Source organism: Streptomyces sp. B21-083 (assembly GCF_036898825.1).
Classification (GTDB): domain Bacteria; phylum Actinomycetota; class Actinomycetes; order Streptomycetales; family Streptomycetaceae; genus Streptomyces.
This window is the reverse complement of the sequence record NZ_JARUND010000003.1, coordinates 43562-60346: the sequence shown is the minus strand read 5'-3', so window position 1 is coordinate 60346 and position 16785 is coordinate 43562. Positions and strand designations below refer to the sequence as shown.

General features: G+C 70.4%; 15 protein-coding genes. 2 read left to right on the top strand and 13 right to left on the bottom strand.

The window, feature by feature from the left end; all coding sequences use genetic code 11:
• Positions 1-163 precede the first annotated feature (163 nt).
• The 7 genes from pyrE to QA861_RS45895 form a co-directional block, all read right to left on the bottom strand.
• Positions 164-724: an orotate phosphoribosyltransferase gene (gene pyrE / locus QA861_RS45925; protein WP_334595116.1), complete on the bottom strand. Its 561-nt coding sequence runs from the start codon at positions 722-724 to the stop codon at positions 164-166.
• Between the two features lie 23 nt (positions 725-747).
• On the bottom strand, positions 748-1548 hold the full coding sequence (locus QA861_RS45920) for an aldose epimerase family protein (RefSeq protein WP_334595115.1): 801 nt from the start codon (positions 1546-1548) through the stop codon (positions 748-750).
• Complete coding sequence (locus tag QA861_RS45915) at positions 1541-1795, bottom strand: hypothetical protein (RefSeq protein ID WP_334595114.1); 255 nt, start codon at positions 1793-1795, stop codon at positions 1541-1543. Before QA861_RS45915 ends, QA861_RS45920 begins: the two co-directional genes overlap by 8 nt.
• 146 nt (positions 1796-1941) lie before the next feature.
• Entirely contained in the window at positions 1942-2832 is an 891-nt protein-coding gene (locus QA861_RS45910; RefSeq protein ID WP_334595113.1) for an SRPBCC family protein, read from the bottom strand.
• Positions 2833-2970: 138 nt separating this feature from the next.
• Complete coding sequence (locus QA861_RS45905) at positions 2971-4662, bottom strand: polyamine aminopropyltransferase (RefSeq protein WP_334595112.1); 1692 nt, start codon at positions 4660-4662, stop codon at positions 2971-2973.
• A gap of 185 nt (positions 4663-4847) precedes the next feature.
• The gene (locus tag QA861_RS45900; protein WP_334595111.1) at positions 4848-5366 is read right to left on the bottom strand and encodes a DUF2617 family protein; all 519 of its coding nucleotides are present in this window, start codon (positions 5364-5366) and stop codon (positions 4848-4850) included.
• 471 nt (positions 5367-5837) lie between these two features.
• Positions 5838-6143: a hypothetical protein gene (locus QA861_RS45895; RefSeq protein WP_334595110.1), complete on the bottom strand. Its 306-nt coding sequence runs from the start codon at positions 6141-6143 to the stop codon at positions 5838-5840.
• A 130-nt stretch (positions 6144-6273) separates the two neighbouring features.
• Between QA861_RS45895 and QA861_RS45890 the strand changes: the two genes are divergently transcribed.
• A complete protein-coding gene (locus QA861_RS45890) occupies positions 6274-7482 on the top strand; it encodes a pyridoxal phosphate-dependent aminotransferase (RefSeq protein WP_334595109.1) in 1209 nt (402 codons plus the stop codon).
• Positions 7483-7567: 85 nt separating this feature from the next.
• Here the strand turns inward: QA861_RS45890 and QA861_RS45885 are convergent, their stop codons facing one another.
• A complete protein-coding gene (locus QA861_RS45885; RefSeq protein WP_334595108.1) occupies positions 7568-8440 on the bottom strand; it encodes a helix-turn-helix transcriptional regulator in 873 nt (290 codons plus the stop codon).
• Positions 8441-8567: 127 nt separating this feature from the next.
• Here QA861_RS45885 and QA861_RS45880 point away from each other — a divergent pair, with 127 nt between their 5' ends.
• On the top strand, positions 8568-9518 hold the full coding sequence (locus QA861_RS45880) for an NADP-dependent oxidoreductase (RefSeq protein ID WP_334595182.1): 951 nt from the start codon (positions 8568-8570) through the stop codon (positions 9516-9518).
• A 23-nt stretch (positions 9519-9541) separates the two neighbouring features.
• Here the strand turns inward: QA861_RS45880 and QA861_RS45875 are convergent, their stop codons facing one another.
• The 5 genes from QA861_RS45875 to clpB form a co-directional block, all read right to left on the bottom strand.
• Complete coding sequence (locus QA861_RS45875) at positions 9542-9664, bottom strand: hypothetical protein (protein WP_334595107.1); 123 nt, start codon at positions 9662-9664, stop codon at positions 9542-9544.
• 327 nt (positions 9665-9991) lie between these two features.
• Positions 9992-10888 (bottom strand): hypothetical protein, encoded by an 897-nt coding sequence (locus tag QA861_RS45870; RefSeq protein WP_334595106.1) that lies wholly within the window; start codon positions 10886-10888, stop codon positions 9992-9994.
• A 393-nt stretch (positions 10889-11281) separates the two neighbouring features.
• Positions 11282-12628 carry a group II intron reverse transcriptase/maturase gene (gene ltrA / locus QA861_RS45865; protein WP_334595105.1) on the bottom strand — a complete coding sequence of 449 codons (1347 nt, stop codon included), beginning with the start codon at positions 12626-12628 and terminating at the stop codon, positions 11282-11284.
• A 568-nt stretch (positions 12629-13196) separates the two neighbouring features.
• The gene (locus tag QA861_RS45860) at positions 13197-13736 is read right to left on the bottom strand and encodes a YbjN domain-containing protein (RefSeq protein WP_334595104.1); all 540 of its coding nucleotides are present in this window, start codon (positions 13734-13736) and stop codon (positions 13197-13199) included.
• 139 nt (positions 13737-13875) lie between these two features.
• Positions 13876-16473, bottom strand: coding sequence for an ATP-dependent chaperone ClpB (gene clpB, locus QA861_RS45855; protein ID WP_334595103.1), 2598 nt, complete (start codon positions 16471-16473; stop codon positions 13876-13878).
• Positions 16474-16785 lie beyond the last annotated feature (312 nt).

The following is a 16785-nucleotide window of genomic DNA, read 5'->3' as shown; positions in this document are numbered from 1 at the left end:
AGATCTGGCGTACTGCGTACCTGCGGCCCTGACCTAGACCCGGTTGCGAGACCTGGGAAGCGACGTCATCGTCGGCCCCATCTTTCCAGACGTTTCGCCCGGTACTGAGTCCGGTGTTCGTCAGGTGGTCGTCGGGGAGTCCGTCATATGGTCCGCCCGGTACTCAGTCCAGGCCCAGGTCGCTCTTCGAGTACGCGAAGAGATACGGCACCCCGGCACCCTGCTCGATCTTCTCGGCGGCGCCCGTCGCCCGGTCGACGATGGTCGCGACGCCCACGACCTCGGCGCCGGCCTCGCGCACGGCCGCCACGGCGGTCAGCGGCGAGTCGCCGGTCGTGGACGTGTCCTCGACGACCAGCACGCGCCGCCCCTCGATGCCCGGCCCCTCGACGCGCTTCTGCATCCCGTGCGCCTTGGCCGCCTTGCGCACGACGAACGCGTCGAGTCGCTGCCCGCGAGCAGCGGCGGCGTGCATCATGGCCGTGCCGACCGGGTCGGCGCCCATCGTCAGCCCGCCCACGGCGTCGAACTCCAGCCCCGCCTCCGCCGCCAGGTCGAGCAGCACCTGCCCGACCAGCGGCGCGGCCTGGCCGTCGAGGGTGACGAGGCGGAGGTCGATGTAGTAGTCGGCCTCGATCCCCGACGACAGGGTCACCTTGCCGTGCACGACGGCCTTGTCCTTGATCTGCCGCAGCAGCGCGCCACGTACGTCTACGTCACTCATGCCCGCCAGCCTAGACGGGACGGTCAGAGGGCTCGCCAGGTCCAGGTGGTACTGGCTTCCAGGGGTTCGATGGGCGTGACGAGACGCGGCAGGGTGTTGAGCCCGTTGGGCGGGCCGGTCTGCGGTTCCACGCACACGGCGGCGTCCTGTTCGTCGTACACGACGACCCATTCCTCGGGACTGGTCACCTTCAGTTCGAGCCGCTGCGGCCAGGTGAGGGTGACGTCCACGCCACCGGGCATGCCGAAGCAGTCGTCCCAGGGTCCGGGCTTCGGGTCGATCCGCTTCCCGGTCGGCAGATGGTCGTCGCCGCGCTCCTCCTGCCAGTCGGGAGAGAAGGCGACCTGCACCTCCGCCGGTGCGTCCGCGCCGCCGAGGTTCCGGTTGAACCAGGGGTGCCAGCCGATCTGCGCCGGGAAGGAATCGCCGTACGTCTCCACGGACATGGAGAGCGTGAGGGCGTCCGGGGTCAGCGCGAAGACCTGGGTGACGCGCCCGGGATAGGGCCACGGCTCCACGAGGTCGTACGTGATGACGACCTCGTCGGCAGTGGCGTGGGCGACGCGCCAGGCGCTGTCACGGACGGTGCCGTGGATGGCGTGCGGCGGGGAGTTGAGGGGGAGTTGGCGTACGGTGCCGCCGTCGAGGAACCGTCCGTCGCGGGTGCGCCCGCACCAGGGGACCATCGGGAAGCACCCGAACTTCGCGCCCTGCCGCAGCAGTTCGACTCCGCCGACACGCAACCCTCCGACCCGGCCGCCGTTCCCCGGCTGCACGGTCACCTCCGCGTCACCCGCGGCCAGCGTGATCTCATCGTTACTCACGCGAAGACCCTACCGGTCCAGCACCGACCCGCATTTCCAGCCCGTCCGGCACCTCTCCAGCACAGGCCCGCATTTCCAGCCCGTCCGGCACCTCACCAGCACAGGCCCGCATTTCCAGCCCGTCCGGCACCTCACCAGCACAGGCCCGCATTTCCAGCCCGTCCGGCACCTCACCAGCACAGGCCCGCATTTCCAGCCCGTCCGGCACCTCTCCAGCACAGGCCCGCATTTCCAGCCCGTCCGGCACCTCTCCAGCGCAGGCCCGTATTTTCAGCCCGTCCGGCGCTTGAGGACAAGGCCCGTTCAGGGCCGAAGGGGGGTCTGGGGGCGCAGCCCCCAGGGACAGGATGGGACGGGTAGGGGCGGCGGGGGCGAAACAAACCCCCAACCACCTCAGCGCCGCTTCCGCAGCACCCGCCCCACCACGATCGCCGACGCCACCACCAACGCCGCAGCCGGCGCAGCCCACCGCAGCGTCAGGTTCCCCACCACCTGCTCCGGAGGCGGCACAGGGGCGTACCTCCCCCGGGGCGGCGCGTGATCCACTTCCTCCGCACTGCGCCCGATCATCGTCCGACGCGCGTGCGCGGCCTCGGCGGGCGGCTCATCGGCCTCCATGAAACGCCTGGAAACCTGCTCGCCCCCGCCCTCATCCCCCTCGTCCTCACCCTCATCGAGGTCGACGGCATCGGAAACTTCAACGTCGGGAACCTGGATCTCCACCACGGCCGAAGTCCCCTCGGACTCCCCGGTATCCCCGGACTCCCCGGTATCCCCGGTATCCCCGGCCCCCTCGGCAGCCTCGCCGAGCCCCTCCCCGAACCGCCGCAGCAACCGCCCGCCCGCAGCGGCGACCGCGTCCGCGGGAAGCTCGGTCAGGCGCCCGTCCGCCGTCACCGTGCCCCCGAACACCAACGCCGAGCCGATCTCGCCCGCGTTCTCGGCCTCCCGCACCCGCAACGTCAGAGCCAGCTTCACCGACCCGCCCCCGCGCACCTCGACGGCGTCACCCTCGACGACGTACGCGTACTCCCCCGCGCCATCGTCACCGCCCTGATCACCCTGGCCACCCTGGCCGTCCGCGACAGCGACCCGCAAGGACCCGCGATAAGTGATCGTGTGCCCAGCGATACGCACCTTCAGCCGCCCGGCGACCCCGGCGGCGGCAGGCTCGGTGCCCGCGTCCTGCTGGAGTCCGGGGACCGCGCGGGCGACGCGCGCGGGGTCGGCGAGCACGTCCCTCAACCGCCCGACCGCGACCGGAACGAACACCTCATGGTCCATGAAACCCGAGAGTACCCAGCGTGGCCCCGGTCACACCCGCGCATCCGGGGATTCCGACGGTATCCCCGAGGATCCACACCCACGCGGCCCCACAAACCGCCACAAGCCCCGCGACCTACCCCCTTGCTCGCGCCTCCCTCAATATCGCGGATGCACCAACGTCGACGGCCGCAGCCCCACCACCCGCGTCCGCGCCGCGGCCCGCGCGTCCGCCGCCAGCTCCGCCTGGGTGAGAGTCCGCAGCCGGGGCCCGACCGCCCCGTCCACCCACAGGCGAGGGGCCGGCCCCTCGGCCGTCGCCAGCACGAAACCCCAGTCCTGTGCGGCATGCGCCGTCCTGGACGCCGCACGGTCGGGGCCGACGGCGAAGCCGGCGTCGCGGCCGGCCGCGCTGTAGGTCACGCGGTAGGGCACGGTCCGCAGCCCGGCGGCCCGGACGGTCGTCTCGACGGTCCAGAACGCGCGCGGCCGGGCCGAGACCGTCCCGCCGTGCACGACCAGCCGGCCGCCGTCGGTCAGCACGTGCCGCGCCAGCCCGTAGAACTCCTGGGAGTACAGCTTCGTACTCGCCGTGATGCCCGGGTCCGGCAGATCCGAGATGACGACGTCGTAGGCGGCCCGCGCGCCGCGCAGCAGCCGGAAGGGGTCCGCCGTCGTCACATGGACGCGCGGGTCGTCGAACGCGTGCGCGTTCAGGGCGGAGAGTGCCGGGTCCCGGCGCGCCAGCCGCACCACGCCCGCGTCGAGTTCGACGACATCCACCCGCCGTACGCCCGGATAACGCAGCACCTCCCGCGTGGCGAGCCCGTCGCCGCCGCCGAGGACGAGCACGCGCGCGTGCGGGCCGTTCATCGCGGGGTGGACGAGCGCCTCGTGGTAGGCCCGCTCGTCGCGCCCGCCGACCCGCAGCCTGCCGTCCAGGAACAGGTTCAGCGGCCGGCCGTCGGTGCCGCCCGTGAGAACGACCTCCTGGATGTCGGTCCGCAGCGCCACCCGTACGTCGTCGCCGTACACCGCGTGCCGGGCGGCGCGTTCGAAGTCGTCGACGAGTACGGCCGCGGCTGCCAGCATCCCGATCACGGTCACGTTCGCCACCACCAGCAGCCAGCGTCCGCGCCGGGTGAGGTCCCGCCGGAACAGGCCGAGGACGAGGGCGGCGCCGACGAGCGCGTTGACCGTGCCGGTGAGCAGGGCGCCGGTGAGCTGGCCGAGCCAGGGGAGCAGAAGGAACGGGAAGGCCAGGCCGCCGACCAGCGCGCCGACGTAGTCCGCGGCGAACAGGTCGGCGACGGCGCCGCCCGGGTCCTGGCGGCGGATGCGCTGGATCAGCTCCATGAGCAGCGGCACCTCGGCGCCGATCAGCAGGCCGATGGCGAGGGAGAAGGTGACGAGGAGGATGCGGGGGCCGTTCGCCCACAGGCCGCCCCAGTCGCCCGTCCACGCGAACACCGCGTAGAGCGCCATCGCGCTGCAGCCGCCGACCAGCGCGAGCGCCGCCTCGACCGCGGCGAAGCCGGCCGCGGCGCGGCAGCGCAGGCGTTTCGCGGCGAGCGAGCCGATGCCCATCGCGAACACCATCACGGAGAGCACGACGGACGCCTGGGTGACCGAGTCGCCGATCAGATACGAGGCGAGCGCGACGAGCTCCAGTTCGTACACCAGTCCACAGGCCGCGCAGACGAAGGCGCCGGCGAGGACCAGGAACCGGCCGATGCCGGACCGTACGGGCAGCCGCGCGGGGCTGCCCCAGGACGGGGGGCTGCCCCAGGACGGGGGGCTGCCCCAGGACGGGGTGATGCCCGGCGGGGCCGGCACGTGCGGTTCGATCACGCTGGGAACGCTACGTCACACTCTTGGTGCGCTTCGTCACCCACACGTGTGGTCTCGGTTTACGCGGACGAAGTCGGTGTGAAGGCCCGTATCCGCCGCCGAGGCCCTCGGCAGCACGCCACCGGCACCCCGCAACCGACGCCCGTAACCGGCATCCGCCCCCGCCCGCGCCGCGCCCCCGCCGCTCAACGGGCCGTCGCCACTCGCACCCCCACCCGTGTCCTGGTCGCCACGAGCTGCCCGTCCTGCGGATAGGCGTGCCAGGTGCGCCAGTGCACCTGACCCTCGTGCCGCTGGGCCAGCATCGCGGTGAAGGCGTGCGGGCTGCCGGGGAAGACGCCGGCGAGGCCGTGCGGATGGTCGGCGACCAGGGCCAGCAGTTCCTGGGCGCGCCCGGCGAACGACCCCGGCGACAGGACCTCGACTCTCGCCGCGAACTCGTACTCCCAGTCGTCGACCCGTTTGGCCACGCCGAGCGGGAGGGGGGTGCGGGATCCCGGGATGCACGCGACCGTCTCCGAACAGATGCCCTGTCTCTCCTCCAGGAGCACCTGGTGGGAGGCGCCGAGGAGTCTCAACTGGAGTTTCGCGTCCGCCAGTTCGATGTCGAGGGTGGCGAGGGCGGGCAACGGCTCCCGACCCAGGGTCCAGGCGAGATCGGCCGCGCGTGTGTCGGTGTAGGTGGTGTTCAGGGTCGTGAGCATGGATCGGCTCCGCTGGCACGCAAAGGGAGGTGTGGGGGAACAAGGTGTGTGAAACCAGGTGTGGGTCGGGCGCGCCCCGGTCGACACAGGTCGACGCAGGTCGACACCGGGAGATCGGCCCGGTCAGCCCAGCCATCAGGAGGAGAATCCGGTGACATCCATTGATTTCCATGGATTTCCGGAGAGATCCGGGGAGATCCGCAGATGTCCAAGGGCTGTGTTGGTGGTCTAGAGGGAATCATGAACGGTGGCGCCGCCACAGCGTTTTTACCCAACTTCGTGGGGTTTCCATCCCTCAGGGGGCTTCACAGCTCAACTGTTCAACCAGGGCGTACGCCCGAGCGTGCGAAGGACGGCCACGAGCCGGTCGCACGAGCGCCCGCCGGGACGACGTGTACACACGTCGTCCCGGCGGGCGTTCACCCTGCGGTCCGGATACGGTTCCCCCTTCCGGAGCTCAGCTGCCCCGTGTCAGCTGCCTCCACCGCATCCGCCCCCGCCACCCCCGCAGGACGATCCACCGCCGCACGACGAGCTTCCTCCGCAGGACGAACTCGAACCGCACGACGAACTGCTCCCGGAGTCGCCGAAGGTGCTGGAGCCCGCCGCTCCCCCGGCCCACCAGCTGTCGCTTCCCCCGCTCCCACGCCTGCGCCGGTTGTGCCCCGAGCGGACCGGCTGCCCGCTCCCCCGCGCGCCCCGGACCACCGCGGACACCACGGTCACCACGATGAACAAGCCCATCAGGATGGCAAGGGCGATGATGGCTACGGCCATGACGTCACCCTCCTTTCGTTCCCCCGGAGGCGGCCCCCCGTGGGCGCCTCGCCGTCTTGCGTGACGTGGGGATGCCCGCGCGTCTCACCTGCCAAAGCAGAGTTGAGGAAGTCCAGAGCTTCGGCGCAGGATGACGACCATGACCAGCAGCGCACGCCCCTTCCTCAATCGCCGGCTCGCGGAGTTCGGGACGACGATCTTCGCCGAGATGTCGGCGCTCGCCGTCGCCACCGGCTCGATCAACCTCGGCCAGGGTTTCCCGGACACCGACGGCCCCGAGGAGATCCGCGAGGCGGCCGTACGGGCGCTGCGCGACGGCCGCGGCAACCAGTACCCGCCGGGTCCGGGCGTGCCCGAGCTGCGTACGGCGATCGCCGCGCACCAGGAGCGCCGTTACGGGTTGTCGTACGACCCCGACCGCGAGGTCCTGGTGACGGCGGGCGCGACGGAGGCCATCGCGGCGACCCTGCTGGCCCTGGTGGAGCCCGGCGACGAGGTCATCGCCCTGGAGCCCTACTACGACTCCTACGCGGCCTGCATCGCGATGGCGGGCGGGACGCGCGTACCGGTCACACTGCGCCCCGACGAGGGCTCGTTCCGCCTGGACCTGGACGAGCTGCGGGCGGCGGTGACGCCCCGCACCCGCCTCCTCCTGATCAACACCCCGCACAACCCGACGGGCACGGTACTGACCCGCGAGGAACTGACCGCGATCGCGCGACTCGCCGTGGAACGCGACCTGCTGGTGGTCACCGACGAGGTGTACGAACACCTGGTCTTCGACGACGCCGGCCATCTGCCGCTGGCCTCCTTCCCGGGGATGCGCGAACGGACGGTCTCTATCGGGAGCGCCGGGAAGACGTTTTCGTTCACCGGTTGGAAAGTGGGCTGGGTCACATCGTCGCCGGACCTGGTCACAGCTGTGCGCTCGGCGAAGCAGTTCCTGACGTACGTGGCCTCCGGCCCCTTCCAGTACGCGGTGGCGGAAGCACTGACGCTCCCGGACACCTACTTCGAGGCGTTCCGCGAGGACATGCGGACGAAGCGGGACCTGCTGTCGGCGGGCCTCAAGGAGGCGGGCTTCGAGGTCTTCACGCCCTCGGGCACGTACTTCATCACCACCGACATCCGCCCCCTGGGCGCTGTGCTGTCCGAAGGCGGCGACGGCTTCGCCTTCTGCCGAGCCCTGCCGGAACGCGCGGGCGTGGTCGCCATCCCGAACGCGGTCTTCTACGACCACCGCGAAGAGGGCGCACCGTTCGTACGGTTCGCGTTCTGCAAGCGGACGTCGGTACTGGAGGAGGCGGCGGAACGGCTCCGCAAGGCGTTCGCGCGCTGACGCAGCCCTGCGGGCGGGGCTGACGTATGCGGCGGCGGCACCGTACGCGAGTCGGTGAACGGCCTGCCGCCCGGCGCGGCAGGCGTCAGTGCTGCCGGGTGGAGTCCGGTGCCGGGCGGGGTGCGGTGAGCAGGCCCGCGAGGAGTTGGAGTCGTTCCGCGTCGGGGCCGCCTTCCTCGGCGGTGTAGGCGATGAGCACCGGGCCGGGGGCACCGGGCATCGGGTAGGCGTCCCAGTCCAGGTTCAGCTCCCCGACCAGCGGGTGGTCGACCCGCATCCGGCCGCGCGTGGTTTCCTCGACGTCGTGGCGGGCCCACAGCCTCGCGAACTCGTCACTGCGGACGGCGAGTTCGCCGACGATTTCCACACCGCGCGGGTGGCCCGGATCGGCGGCGATCCGGGCGCGCAGCATCCCGGTCAGTTCGGCGACGGTGGCCGCCCGTTCCGGGCACACCTGGTCCGCCTCCGGGTGCAGCAGCAGAGCGAGCAGATTCCGCTCGGCCAGGGGTAGTTCGGTGAACTCGCCCAGCAGAAGTCCTGCCAGCGGATTCCATGCCAGTACGTCGAGGAAACGGCCGACGACCATCGCGGGCGCGGTCATCCCGCGCATCATCCGCAACGTGCTGGGCGGGACTTCCTCCGGCTCGTACTGTCGCGGCGGCCGGGCGGGAGTGCGCGCGGCGGCGGCGAGGCTGTGCAGGTGCCGGGACTCCTCGGCGGAGAAGTTCAAAGCACGGGCTATGGCGTCGAGGACCTGTTCGGAGGGCCGCACGTCGCGCCCCTGCTCCATACGCTGGTAGTAGTCCGTGCTCACCCCGGCCAGCAGGGCCAGTTCCTCACGTCGTAGTCCGGCTGTGCGCCGGCGCGGGCCCGGTTCCAGGCCGACGTCCTGTGGGAGCAGGCGGGTCCGTCGGGTTCGCAGGAAGTCGGCCAGTGCACGTCGGGGATCGTCTGCCATCGCATCAGTATGGTCCGCGCGCGGCCCGCGAGGGTGGGTCCGGCAGACCTACCCGGTTGTCGCGGACAGGTCCCAGGATCAGTTCCACGACAGTCCGCCGTGGAAGGAACACCCCATGGAACACCCCATGAAGGCCGCTCAGTTCACCAGCTTCGGTGCACCGGACGTCCTGCGCGTCAACGACGTCGAGAGGCCCGCGCCCGGCCGGGGTGAGGTACTGGTGTCCGTCGAGGCGTCCAGCGTGAACGGACACGATGTGATCGTCCGCGCCGGTGGGTTGCGCATGGTGTCGGGCCGCAGGTTCCCCATCGGTGTGGGGCTGGACTTCGCCGGCGTCGTCGTCGAGACCGGTGCCGACGTCCAGGACCACCGGGCCGGTGACCGGGTGTGGGGCATGGTGCATCCCCGGGAGAAGCACGCGACGGCCGGGGCGGCCGAGTACGTCGTGGTCCCCGCCGGCCGCGTCTCCTCCACCCCGGAGGGCATCTCGTCGGTGGACGCGGCCTCCCTGGTCGTCGGGGGCGCTACGGCGCTGATCGCGCTGCGGGACTCCGTGCGGCTGGAGAAGGGCGAACGGGTCCTGGTGCGCGGCGCGGCGGGCGGGGTCGGCACAGCCGCCGTACAACTGGCGTACGCGATGGGCGGCCACGTCACCGCGCTGGCCCGCCACCGCCACGCCAAGGCCCTTGAGGCGCTGGGCGCGGAGAAGGTCATCGACTACGTCGACACCGCCCCGGAGGAGACCGGATCGTACGACGTCGTCATCGACACGGTCGGCTCCGAGCTGAACTGCTTCCGGAGCCGGCTGACCAAGGGCGGCCGGATGGTCACCGTCGCGCTGTCGGGCGCCGCCATCGCGGCGATAGCGGCGTCCAGCGTGCACGGCGCCCGCCGCATCCGCACCTTCAGCGCCAACCCCGAGGCCGACGTGCTGCGCGCACTGGCCGACCACGTCTCGTCCGGTGCGCTGCGACCCGTGGTGGAGGGCGTGTATCCGCTCGCGGACATCGCTTCGGCGCACCGGGCGTTCGAGCGGGGCGGCGTCATGGGCAAACACGTGGTCGCGGTCTCCGGCTGAGGCCCGATCGCCTTTCTTCGGACTCACTCGTGCATCTCGACGGGGCCGAGATCGACGCCACCGAGCGGACGGATCGCTTCCTTGAGCTGGTCAGGGTCGGCGTTGATACGGGCGGTTGCCCGCCACGAGACGATCGCTCGGTGCACAGCCTCCCGGGCGCCCAGCTCAGCGGCGTCGGACAGCGCGTCCAGGAGCTCGGACAGTGAATTCCCGGACTTCTTCGGCGTTCAGATGGCGCACCCACGGAAACACCTCGGGCAGAGCCAGGAGAAGCGACTTGGCACCGTTGTCCTGCTTCATCAGCGCAAGGAACGGCCGGGACGTCATGGTCAGGTTCTCCCCAGTGCGCTCTGCGTGTACAGCCGTGGTCGCACCATGCCGGGCGGGTCTCGGTGCGTCGCACGCAAGGAGGTGGCGCCGGATTGCCACTCCCCCGCACCTTCGGCGGCCGCATCCTGACGTCAGCCCGCGCATCAGGCGGCCAGGCGTCCGGCTGCTCCGGACCGGCATTCCCGGCAGCGGCCGGGTTCGGCCGCGCGGAATCCCCGGTCGCAGCCGTCGCAGTTCCGCATGGGCTCGGCTGCCGGACGTACGAAGGGTTCCGCGCCGAAGGCCCGTGCGGGCGGTGCGGGCAGGGCGAGGGGAGTTTCCTTCAGCCGGTAGGCGAGGATGCCCGCCGGGCGGGTCAGGAAGCGGTCCGGGAGCCGTGCGGTGAGGTGGTCCGTGATGTGGGTGGGCAGGAGGCCTGCCGCGAGCCACTGGGAGACGGCCGGAGCCAGCCGGGCGGCTTCCCCGGCGGTCAGTACGAGGCGAGGGTCGACCAGGCGCAGAGCGGCGAGTACGGCGACCGCCCGTGGGTCGGCGGCGGCAGCGGCGAGGGGCTCGGGCGCGCCCGTCTCGGCCGCGCCCTCTGCCTCGGCCCGTACGGGCACAGCCACAGCGGGCTGCTCCCGGGGCCGACGCGGCTGCGGCGGCTCGGGAGGCCCAGCCGGTTCCGGGACCGGGACCGGGCAGGGATCGCCGCCCGGGACGTCGTAGAAGTACGTCCGGGTGCGGATCGTCCCGGTGGACGTTCGCTCGCGGCGGCGCTCCAGATAGCCGGCCGCTTCGAGTTCCCTGAGTGCCCGCGAGATGAGGATCTCGCCCTCGTTGAAGTGCTGGCACAGGGCGGTGATGGTCACCGGAGATCGGTCGGGGAGGGAGGCGATGTACGCCGCGACGCCGATCGTGACCGCGCTGCCGCGTCGCTGGACGAGGGCGTTGGAGATCACGGTGAAGTCGGCGGTGAGACGGGTGCGTACGTGGATCACGCCGGAGGTCGGGGCTCCGGCATCGGCGCGCAGGCGCGCATTAGACTTCGGCTCAGCCATTGGGAAGGGTTCGCTTCCTGATCGGTCAGGCCCTCGATCGGGACGGGAATCCCGGCCGGGGGCCGCATTTGTCTGTGGTTGTCGCGGCGAACGTAACCGCCCGCATCCCGCGCCTGCAAGCCGGTCACCCGGACGGGTGAACGCGGGCTTCACGGCCGGGGAGGGAGGGCGGGGTGGTTCTTCCCCCCCAGTTCTTCACCCCGGTTCTTTCAGGAGGTCAGCGGCCCACCGGACCCTCGCGAACAAGGGCCCGGTGAGCCCGTCGGCCGGACGGCGACCGGGACCCGGTCACCTGGGCGACGGAGGGTCGGCTGTCCCGGAATCGGGTAGGAGGGCCGGGTCGCCCGGCCCTCCTCCCACACCACCGGACATGCGGGTCACGCATCCGGCGGTTCATCGGGCTGATCTCAACCGTTGCCAGGTCGGCTTGAGCATCTTCAGGCCCAGGTCGTCCCAGTAGGAGTTGGGCAGTCCCCGCTGAAGGACGGCAGACCCCGCGATCCGCCAGTAGCCTTTGCTGCTGCTCGCCCATTCACGGGCGGCGCGCTCGGGGATCCCGAGCGCGAGCAGGTTCCGGCGCCTGGCGGCGAAGCGTTTCCATTCCTTCCAGCGGATCTGCCGCATCCTGCGGCGGAGCCATTCCTCCAGGTCCCGGAACGGCCTGGCGGCGTCCGAGAGTTGGAAGTAGCCCATCCATCCGGTCATGAACCGGTTGATCTTCGCGATACGGTCTTCCATCGCGATGCTCCACCGGCGTGAGGTCAGCTCCCGGATCTTCACCTTCCAGCGCGCCAACGCCTTTGGATCGATCCGGATGTGGACCCCGTTCCGGGTGAAGTAGAAGCCGAACCCCAGCAGCGTGGCGGCGGAGGCCCGGACTACCTTCGACTTCTCCCTGTTGACCTTCAGTTTCAGCCGCTGCTCGACCACGGCCGTGACCGAGACGAGCACCCTTCGGGCAGCTCGTTCGCTCCGCACGAAGATGCGCACATCGTCGGCGTAACGCACGAACCGGTGACCGCGCCTGAACAGTTCCCGGTCCAGGTCGTCGAGCATGATGTTCGACAGCACGGGCGACAGCGGTGACCCCTGCGGCGTCCCCTCCGCGCTCGGCATCTTCACACCGTCCACCATGATCCCGGCTCCCAGATACCTGCGGACCAGCTTCAGGACCCTGCGGTCACTGACCTTGCGTGCCACCCGCGCCATCAGGACGTCGTGCTGGACCCGGTCGAAGAACCGGTCCAGGTCAACGTCCACGACCCACCGGTTGCCGTCCTCGATCGCCCGCCGTGCAGCACGGACCGCCTGATGAGCGGACCGGCCAGGACGGAAACCGAAGGACGACCCCGAGAACTCCGGGTCGAAAATGGGCACGAGCACCTGCGCGATGGCCTGCTGGATCAAGCGGTCCAGCACCCGCGGCACCCCCAGCATCCGCTCGCCGCCGCCAGGCTTCGGGATGATCACCTGACGGACCGGCGCCGGCCGGTAGATGCCCGCATCGAGTTCGGCCCGGACTTCGGGCCAGTGAACTGCGATCCACGGCCGCAACTCAGCCGTGGTCATGCCGTCCACCCCGGGAGCACCCCGGTTCACTTCAACGCGGTTGAGCGCCGCGAGCAGGTTCTCCCTGGAGAGCATCCGCTCCCACAGCGAGGACTCCCGCTCCCGGTGAACGTCCTCCGTGGAGTGCGCCGACCGGCCACTACGCTCCGCCAGGACACTTCCGGAATGCACCGGTCCCTCCCCGGTCGGCGCCGCCGAAGCGGACTTGCTGCGGTCCATGTGACCAGCACGAGCAACCACCACATCACCCGTTCCACTCGATGTTCGGCCCTTCCCAGCCGCCCTGCTCACCCCGGCTGGTACTACGACCTCTGCTGACTTCTGCCCGGTCAGAACCGACCTCCCGGCCTGCTCCGTCGGCGCGGCGACACCTCAGCACAACCAACACCCGGACAGATCTCCCCAGGTAAGAACGATCACTGTCCCTGGATCCCCGCCGCGTTTACGCACTGGCCTTCTTGGTGGAGACGGGCTTCACCTTCCGTTGCAGGCTCACCCGGCCAGCACGCCTCATACACGGTTCGTGTACCTCGGTACCCAGGTCTCGCCTCGGGCTTCCTCCAGACCCCACCTCACGATGACGCCCTTGCCTCCGGCTCGGGGTTAGCACCACCTCTTCCCCCAGGGGACTTTCACCCCCAAGCAATCGCCCATGCTGGGCGCACAACGACGAGGAGCCCGGCCTTCCGGCCGGGCTCCTCCGCGTACGGGCCGCATACCGGGCCGCATACGGGTATGACTACGCTTCGTCGTCCTCGGGCTTCTCCGCGCCATCGGCGTCCTCGGCGTCCGGCTCCAGGCCGAGCTGCTCGACGAGCCACTTGTCGAACTCGATCGCGGCCCGCACCCAGCTCACGGTCGACGACACGAAGTGCTCCAGGCTGACGCCCGTACCGATCAGCATCTGCGCCTCGCCGATCAGGCGAACCGTGCCGTCGTCGTGCGTGTGGCTGTACACCTTGGGCCACAGGGTCCGGCGGTTCCAGTCGTCGATCGACTCGAGAAGCGCGGGCTTCTCCTCGATCGGGTGGGGCCGGTCGTAGAACGTCCGCACCGAGAAGACCTGCTGGTCACCCTCACCGCGGAACATGAAGTACGTACGGAACTGCTCCCACGGCGCAGCGAGGTCACCCTCGTCGTCGAGGACGTACTTCAGCTCCATCTGTTCAAGGAGCTGCTTCACCAGGTCCTGATCCGGAACGACAGGGCCCGCCGGTCCGTCGGACTGCGGCTCGGGCTGGCCCCCGAAGTTGGGAATCGAGGACGGGTCGATGGTCATACGTGAACACTCCTGCTGTCGTCTGGCTCGTCCGGCCATCGCTGAGACCAGACCTACACACCCCACCCTCTCTTGCTTCGCCCCCGACCGGCAACAGCCGCCCTGACACGTCGGCCCGGAGCGTCCGAAATCAGTCCGACTACAACGTCTTGCCGACCGCCGGACCCACGATCAGCCCCTCCCCGAACGCGTCCACGCGGACCGTGTCGCCGTCCTTGACCTCGCCCGCGAGGATCTCCTTGGCGAGCCGGTCGCCGATCGCCGTCTGGATGAGGCGGCGGAGCGGCCGGGCGCCGTACGCCGGGTCGTTTCCCTCGTCGGCGAGCCAGGCCAGGGCGGCCGGGGTGACGTCGAGGGTGAGGCGGCGCTCGGCCAGGCGCTTGGCGAGGCGGTCGATCTGGAGGCCCGCGATGCGTTCCAGTTCCTGTCCGTTCAGTGCGGAGAAGACGACCAGGTCGTCCAGGCGGTTCAGGAACTCCGGCTTGAAGGAGACCCGCACCACTTCCAGCACCTGCTGCTTCTTCTCCTCCTCCGACGTCGTCGGCTCCACGAGGAACTGGCTGCCCAGGTTCGACGTCAGGATCAGGATCGTGTTGCGGAAGTCGACGGTGCGGCCCTGGCCGTCCGTGAGGCGGCCGTCGTCGAGGACCTGGAGGAGGACGTCGAAGACCTCCGGGTGGGCCTTCTCGACCTCGTCCAGGAGCACCACGCTGTACGGGCGGCGCCGCACCGCCTCCGTGAGCTGGCCGCCCTCCTCGTAGCCGACGTAGCCGGGCGGGGCTCCGACGAGGCGGGCGACGCTGTGCTTCTCGCCGTACTCCGACATGTCGATGCGGACCATGGCCCGCTCGTCGTCGAAGAGGAAGTCGGCCAGCGCCTTCGCCAGCTCCGTCTTGCCGACACCCGTCGGGCCCAGGAAGAGGAAGGAGCCGGTCGGACGGTCGGGGTCCGCGATACCGGCCCTGGTCCGCCGTACGGCGTCCGAGACCGCCTGGACCGCCTCCGACTGGCCGATGAGCCGGCGGCCCAACTCCTCCTCCATTCGCAGGAGTTTGTGGGTCTCCCCCTCCAGGAGACGGCCGGCCGGGATGCCGGTCCAGGCGCCGACCACGTCCGCGATGTCGTCGGGGCCGACCTCCTCCTTGACCATGGTGTCCCTGGAGGCCTCCACCTCGGCCTCCGAGGCTTCCTCCAAGTCCCTTTCCAGGGTGGGGATCTCGCCGTAGAGGAGCTTGGAGGCGGAGTCGAAGTCGCCGTCGCGCTGGGCCCGTTCGGCCTGGCCGCGCAGTTCGTCGAGCTTCTCCTTCAGCTCGCCGACCCGGTTGAGGGACTGCTTCTCCTTCTCCCAACGGGCCGTCAGCCCGCGCAACTCCTCCTCCTTGTCGGCGAGATCACGGCGCAGCCGTTCCAGTCGCTCGCGCGAGGCCGGGTCGGTCTCCCTCTCCAGCGCGAGTTCCTCCATCTTCAACCGGTCGACGGCACGCTGGAGTTCGTCGATCTCGACCGGGGACGAGTCGATCTCCATGCGGAGCCTGGACGCGGCCTCGTCGACCAGGTCGATCGCCTTGTCGGGGAGGAAGCGGGAGGTGATGTAGCGGTCGGAGAGGGTCGCCGCCGCGACCAGCGCGCTGTCGGCGATGACGACCTTGTGGTGAGCCTCGTACCGGCCCTTGAGACCGCGCAGGATCGCGATGGTGTCCTCGACGCTCGGCTCCGCCACCAGGACCTGCTGGAAGCGGCGCTCCAGCGCCGGGTCCTTCTCGATGCGCTCGCGGTACTCGTCGAGGGTCGTCGCGCCGACCATGCGCAGCTCGCCACGCGCCAGCATCGGCTTCAGCATGTTGCCGGCGTCCATCGCGGAGTCACCGCCGGCGCCCGCGCCGACGACCGTGTGGAGTTCGTCGATGAAGGTGATGATCTGGCCGTCGGAGTTCTTGATCTCCGCCAGGACCGTCTTCAGGCGCTCCTCGAACTCACCCCGGTACTTCGCCCCGGCGACCATCGCGCCGAGGTCCAGGGAGACGAGGCGCTTGTTCTTCAGGGACTCCGGTACGTCGCCCTTCACGATGCGCTGGGCGAGGCCCTCGACGACGGCCGTCTTGCCGACTCCGGGCTCACCGATGAGGACCGGGTTGTTCTTCGTACGGCGCGACAGCACCTGCACGACCCGGCGGATCTCCTGGTCACGGCCGATGACCGGGTCGAGCTTGCCCTCCCGGGCCGCGGCCGTGAAGTCCGTACCGAACTTCTCCAGGGCCTTGTACTGGCCCTCGGGGTCGGCTGTGGTCACGCGACGCCCTCCCCTGCTCTTCTGGAACGCGTCCAGCAGCTTTTTCGCGCCGGCGCCCTGCTCGGAGAGTACGTCCCCGGCGGGGCCGCCCTTCGCGGCGATGCCGATGAGGAGATGCTCGGTGGAGAGGTACTCGTCGCCGAGCTCCTTCGCCCGTTCGGCCGCATCGGCGATGACCGAAAGAAGTTCCCGGTTCGGTTGCGGGGGCGCGACGGTCGAGCCGGTCACGCTGGGCAGGCCCGCGAGGACGCGCTCGGCACCCGAACGTACGGCCGCCTGGTCGGCGTCGGCCGCCACCAGCAGGTCGGTGACGTTCTCGTTGTCCTCGCCGCTCAGCAGCGCCAGCAGCAGGTGCGCGGGGGTCAGGTCCGGGTGCCCCCCGGACACGGCCCTGCTGGTGGCCGCGTTGATCGCGTCCCGGCTCCTGTTGGTCAGCTCGGCGTCCACGGTCGCTGTCTCCCTTCCACATCGTGACTGACACAGCCAGCGTACATAAAGTTGAGTCTATTCCACTCAAGGTGAAAGAGAGGCCGCCAAGACGGCCGAGGCGGGCGGGCACGCAAAAAACCGCCCATCCTCAATGACGGACGGGCGGCGGGCACGGCGACTGACGCGGCGGCCGGCACGGAAAAGTTACGGCTACTTTCAGCCAAGCAGGCGGATGTCGAGCGGTCGCCACCCCACACCCACCGGCACCCAGATCCCGATATTTCCCCGGAAACAGCAGCGGCGTCACCGTGTTCAGGTCACGGTGACGCC

Coding starts and splice junctions, on each gene's coding strand:
- pyrE (WP_334595116.1), bottom strand. CDS start 724: ATGAGTGACGTAGACGTACGTGGCGCGCTGCTGCGGCAGATCAAGGAC.
- QA861_RS45910 (WP_334595113.1), bottom strand. CDS start 2,832: ATGGACCATGAGGTGTTCGTTCCGGTCGCGGTCGGGCGGTTGAGGGAC.
- QA861_RS45900 (WP_334595111.1), bottom strand. CDS start 5,366: ATGCTCACGACCCTGAACACCACCTACACCGACACACGCGCGGCCGAT.
- QA861_RS45895 (WP_334595110.1), bottom strand. CDS start 6,143: ATGGCCGTAGCCATCATCGCCCTTGCCATCCTGATGGGCTTGTTCATC.
- QA861_RS45890 (WP_334595109.1), top strand. CDS start 6,274: ATGACGACCATGACCAGCAGCGCACGCCCCTTCCTCAATCGCCGGCTC.
- QA861_RS45885 (WP_334595108.1), bottom strand. CDS start 8,440: ATGGCAGACGATCCCCGACGTGCACTGGCCGACTTCCTGCGAACCCGA.
- QA861_RS45880 (WP_334595182.1), top strand. CDS start 8,568: ATGAAGGCCGCTCAGTTCACCAGCTTCGGTGCACCGGACGTCCTGCGC.
- QA861_RS45870 (WP_334595106.1), bottom strand. CDS start 10,888: ATGGCTGAGCCGAAGTCTAATGCGCGCCTGCGCGCCGATGCCGGAGCC.
- QA861_RS45860 (WP_334595104.1), bottom strand. CDS start 13,736: ATGACCATCGACCCGTCCTCGATTCCCAACTTCGGGGGCCAGCCCGAG.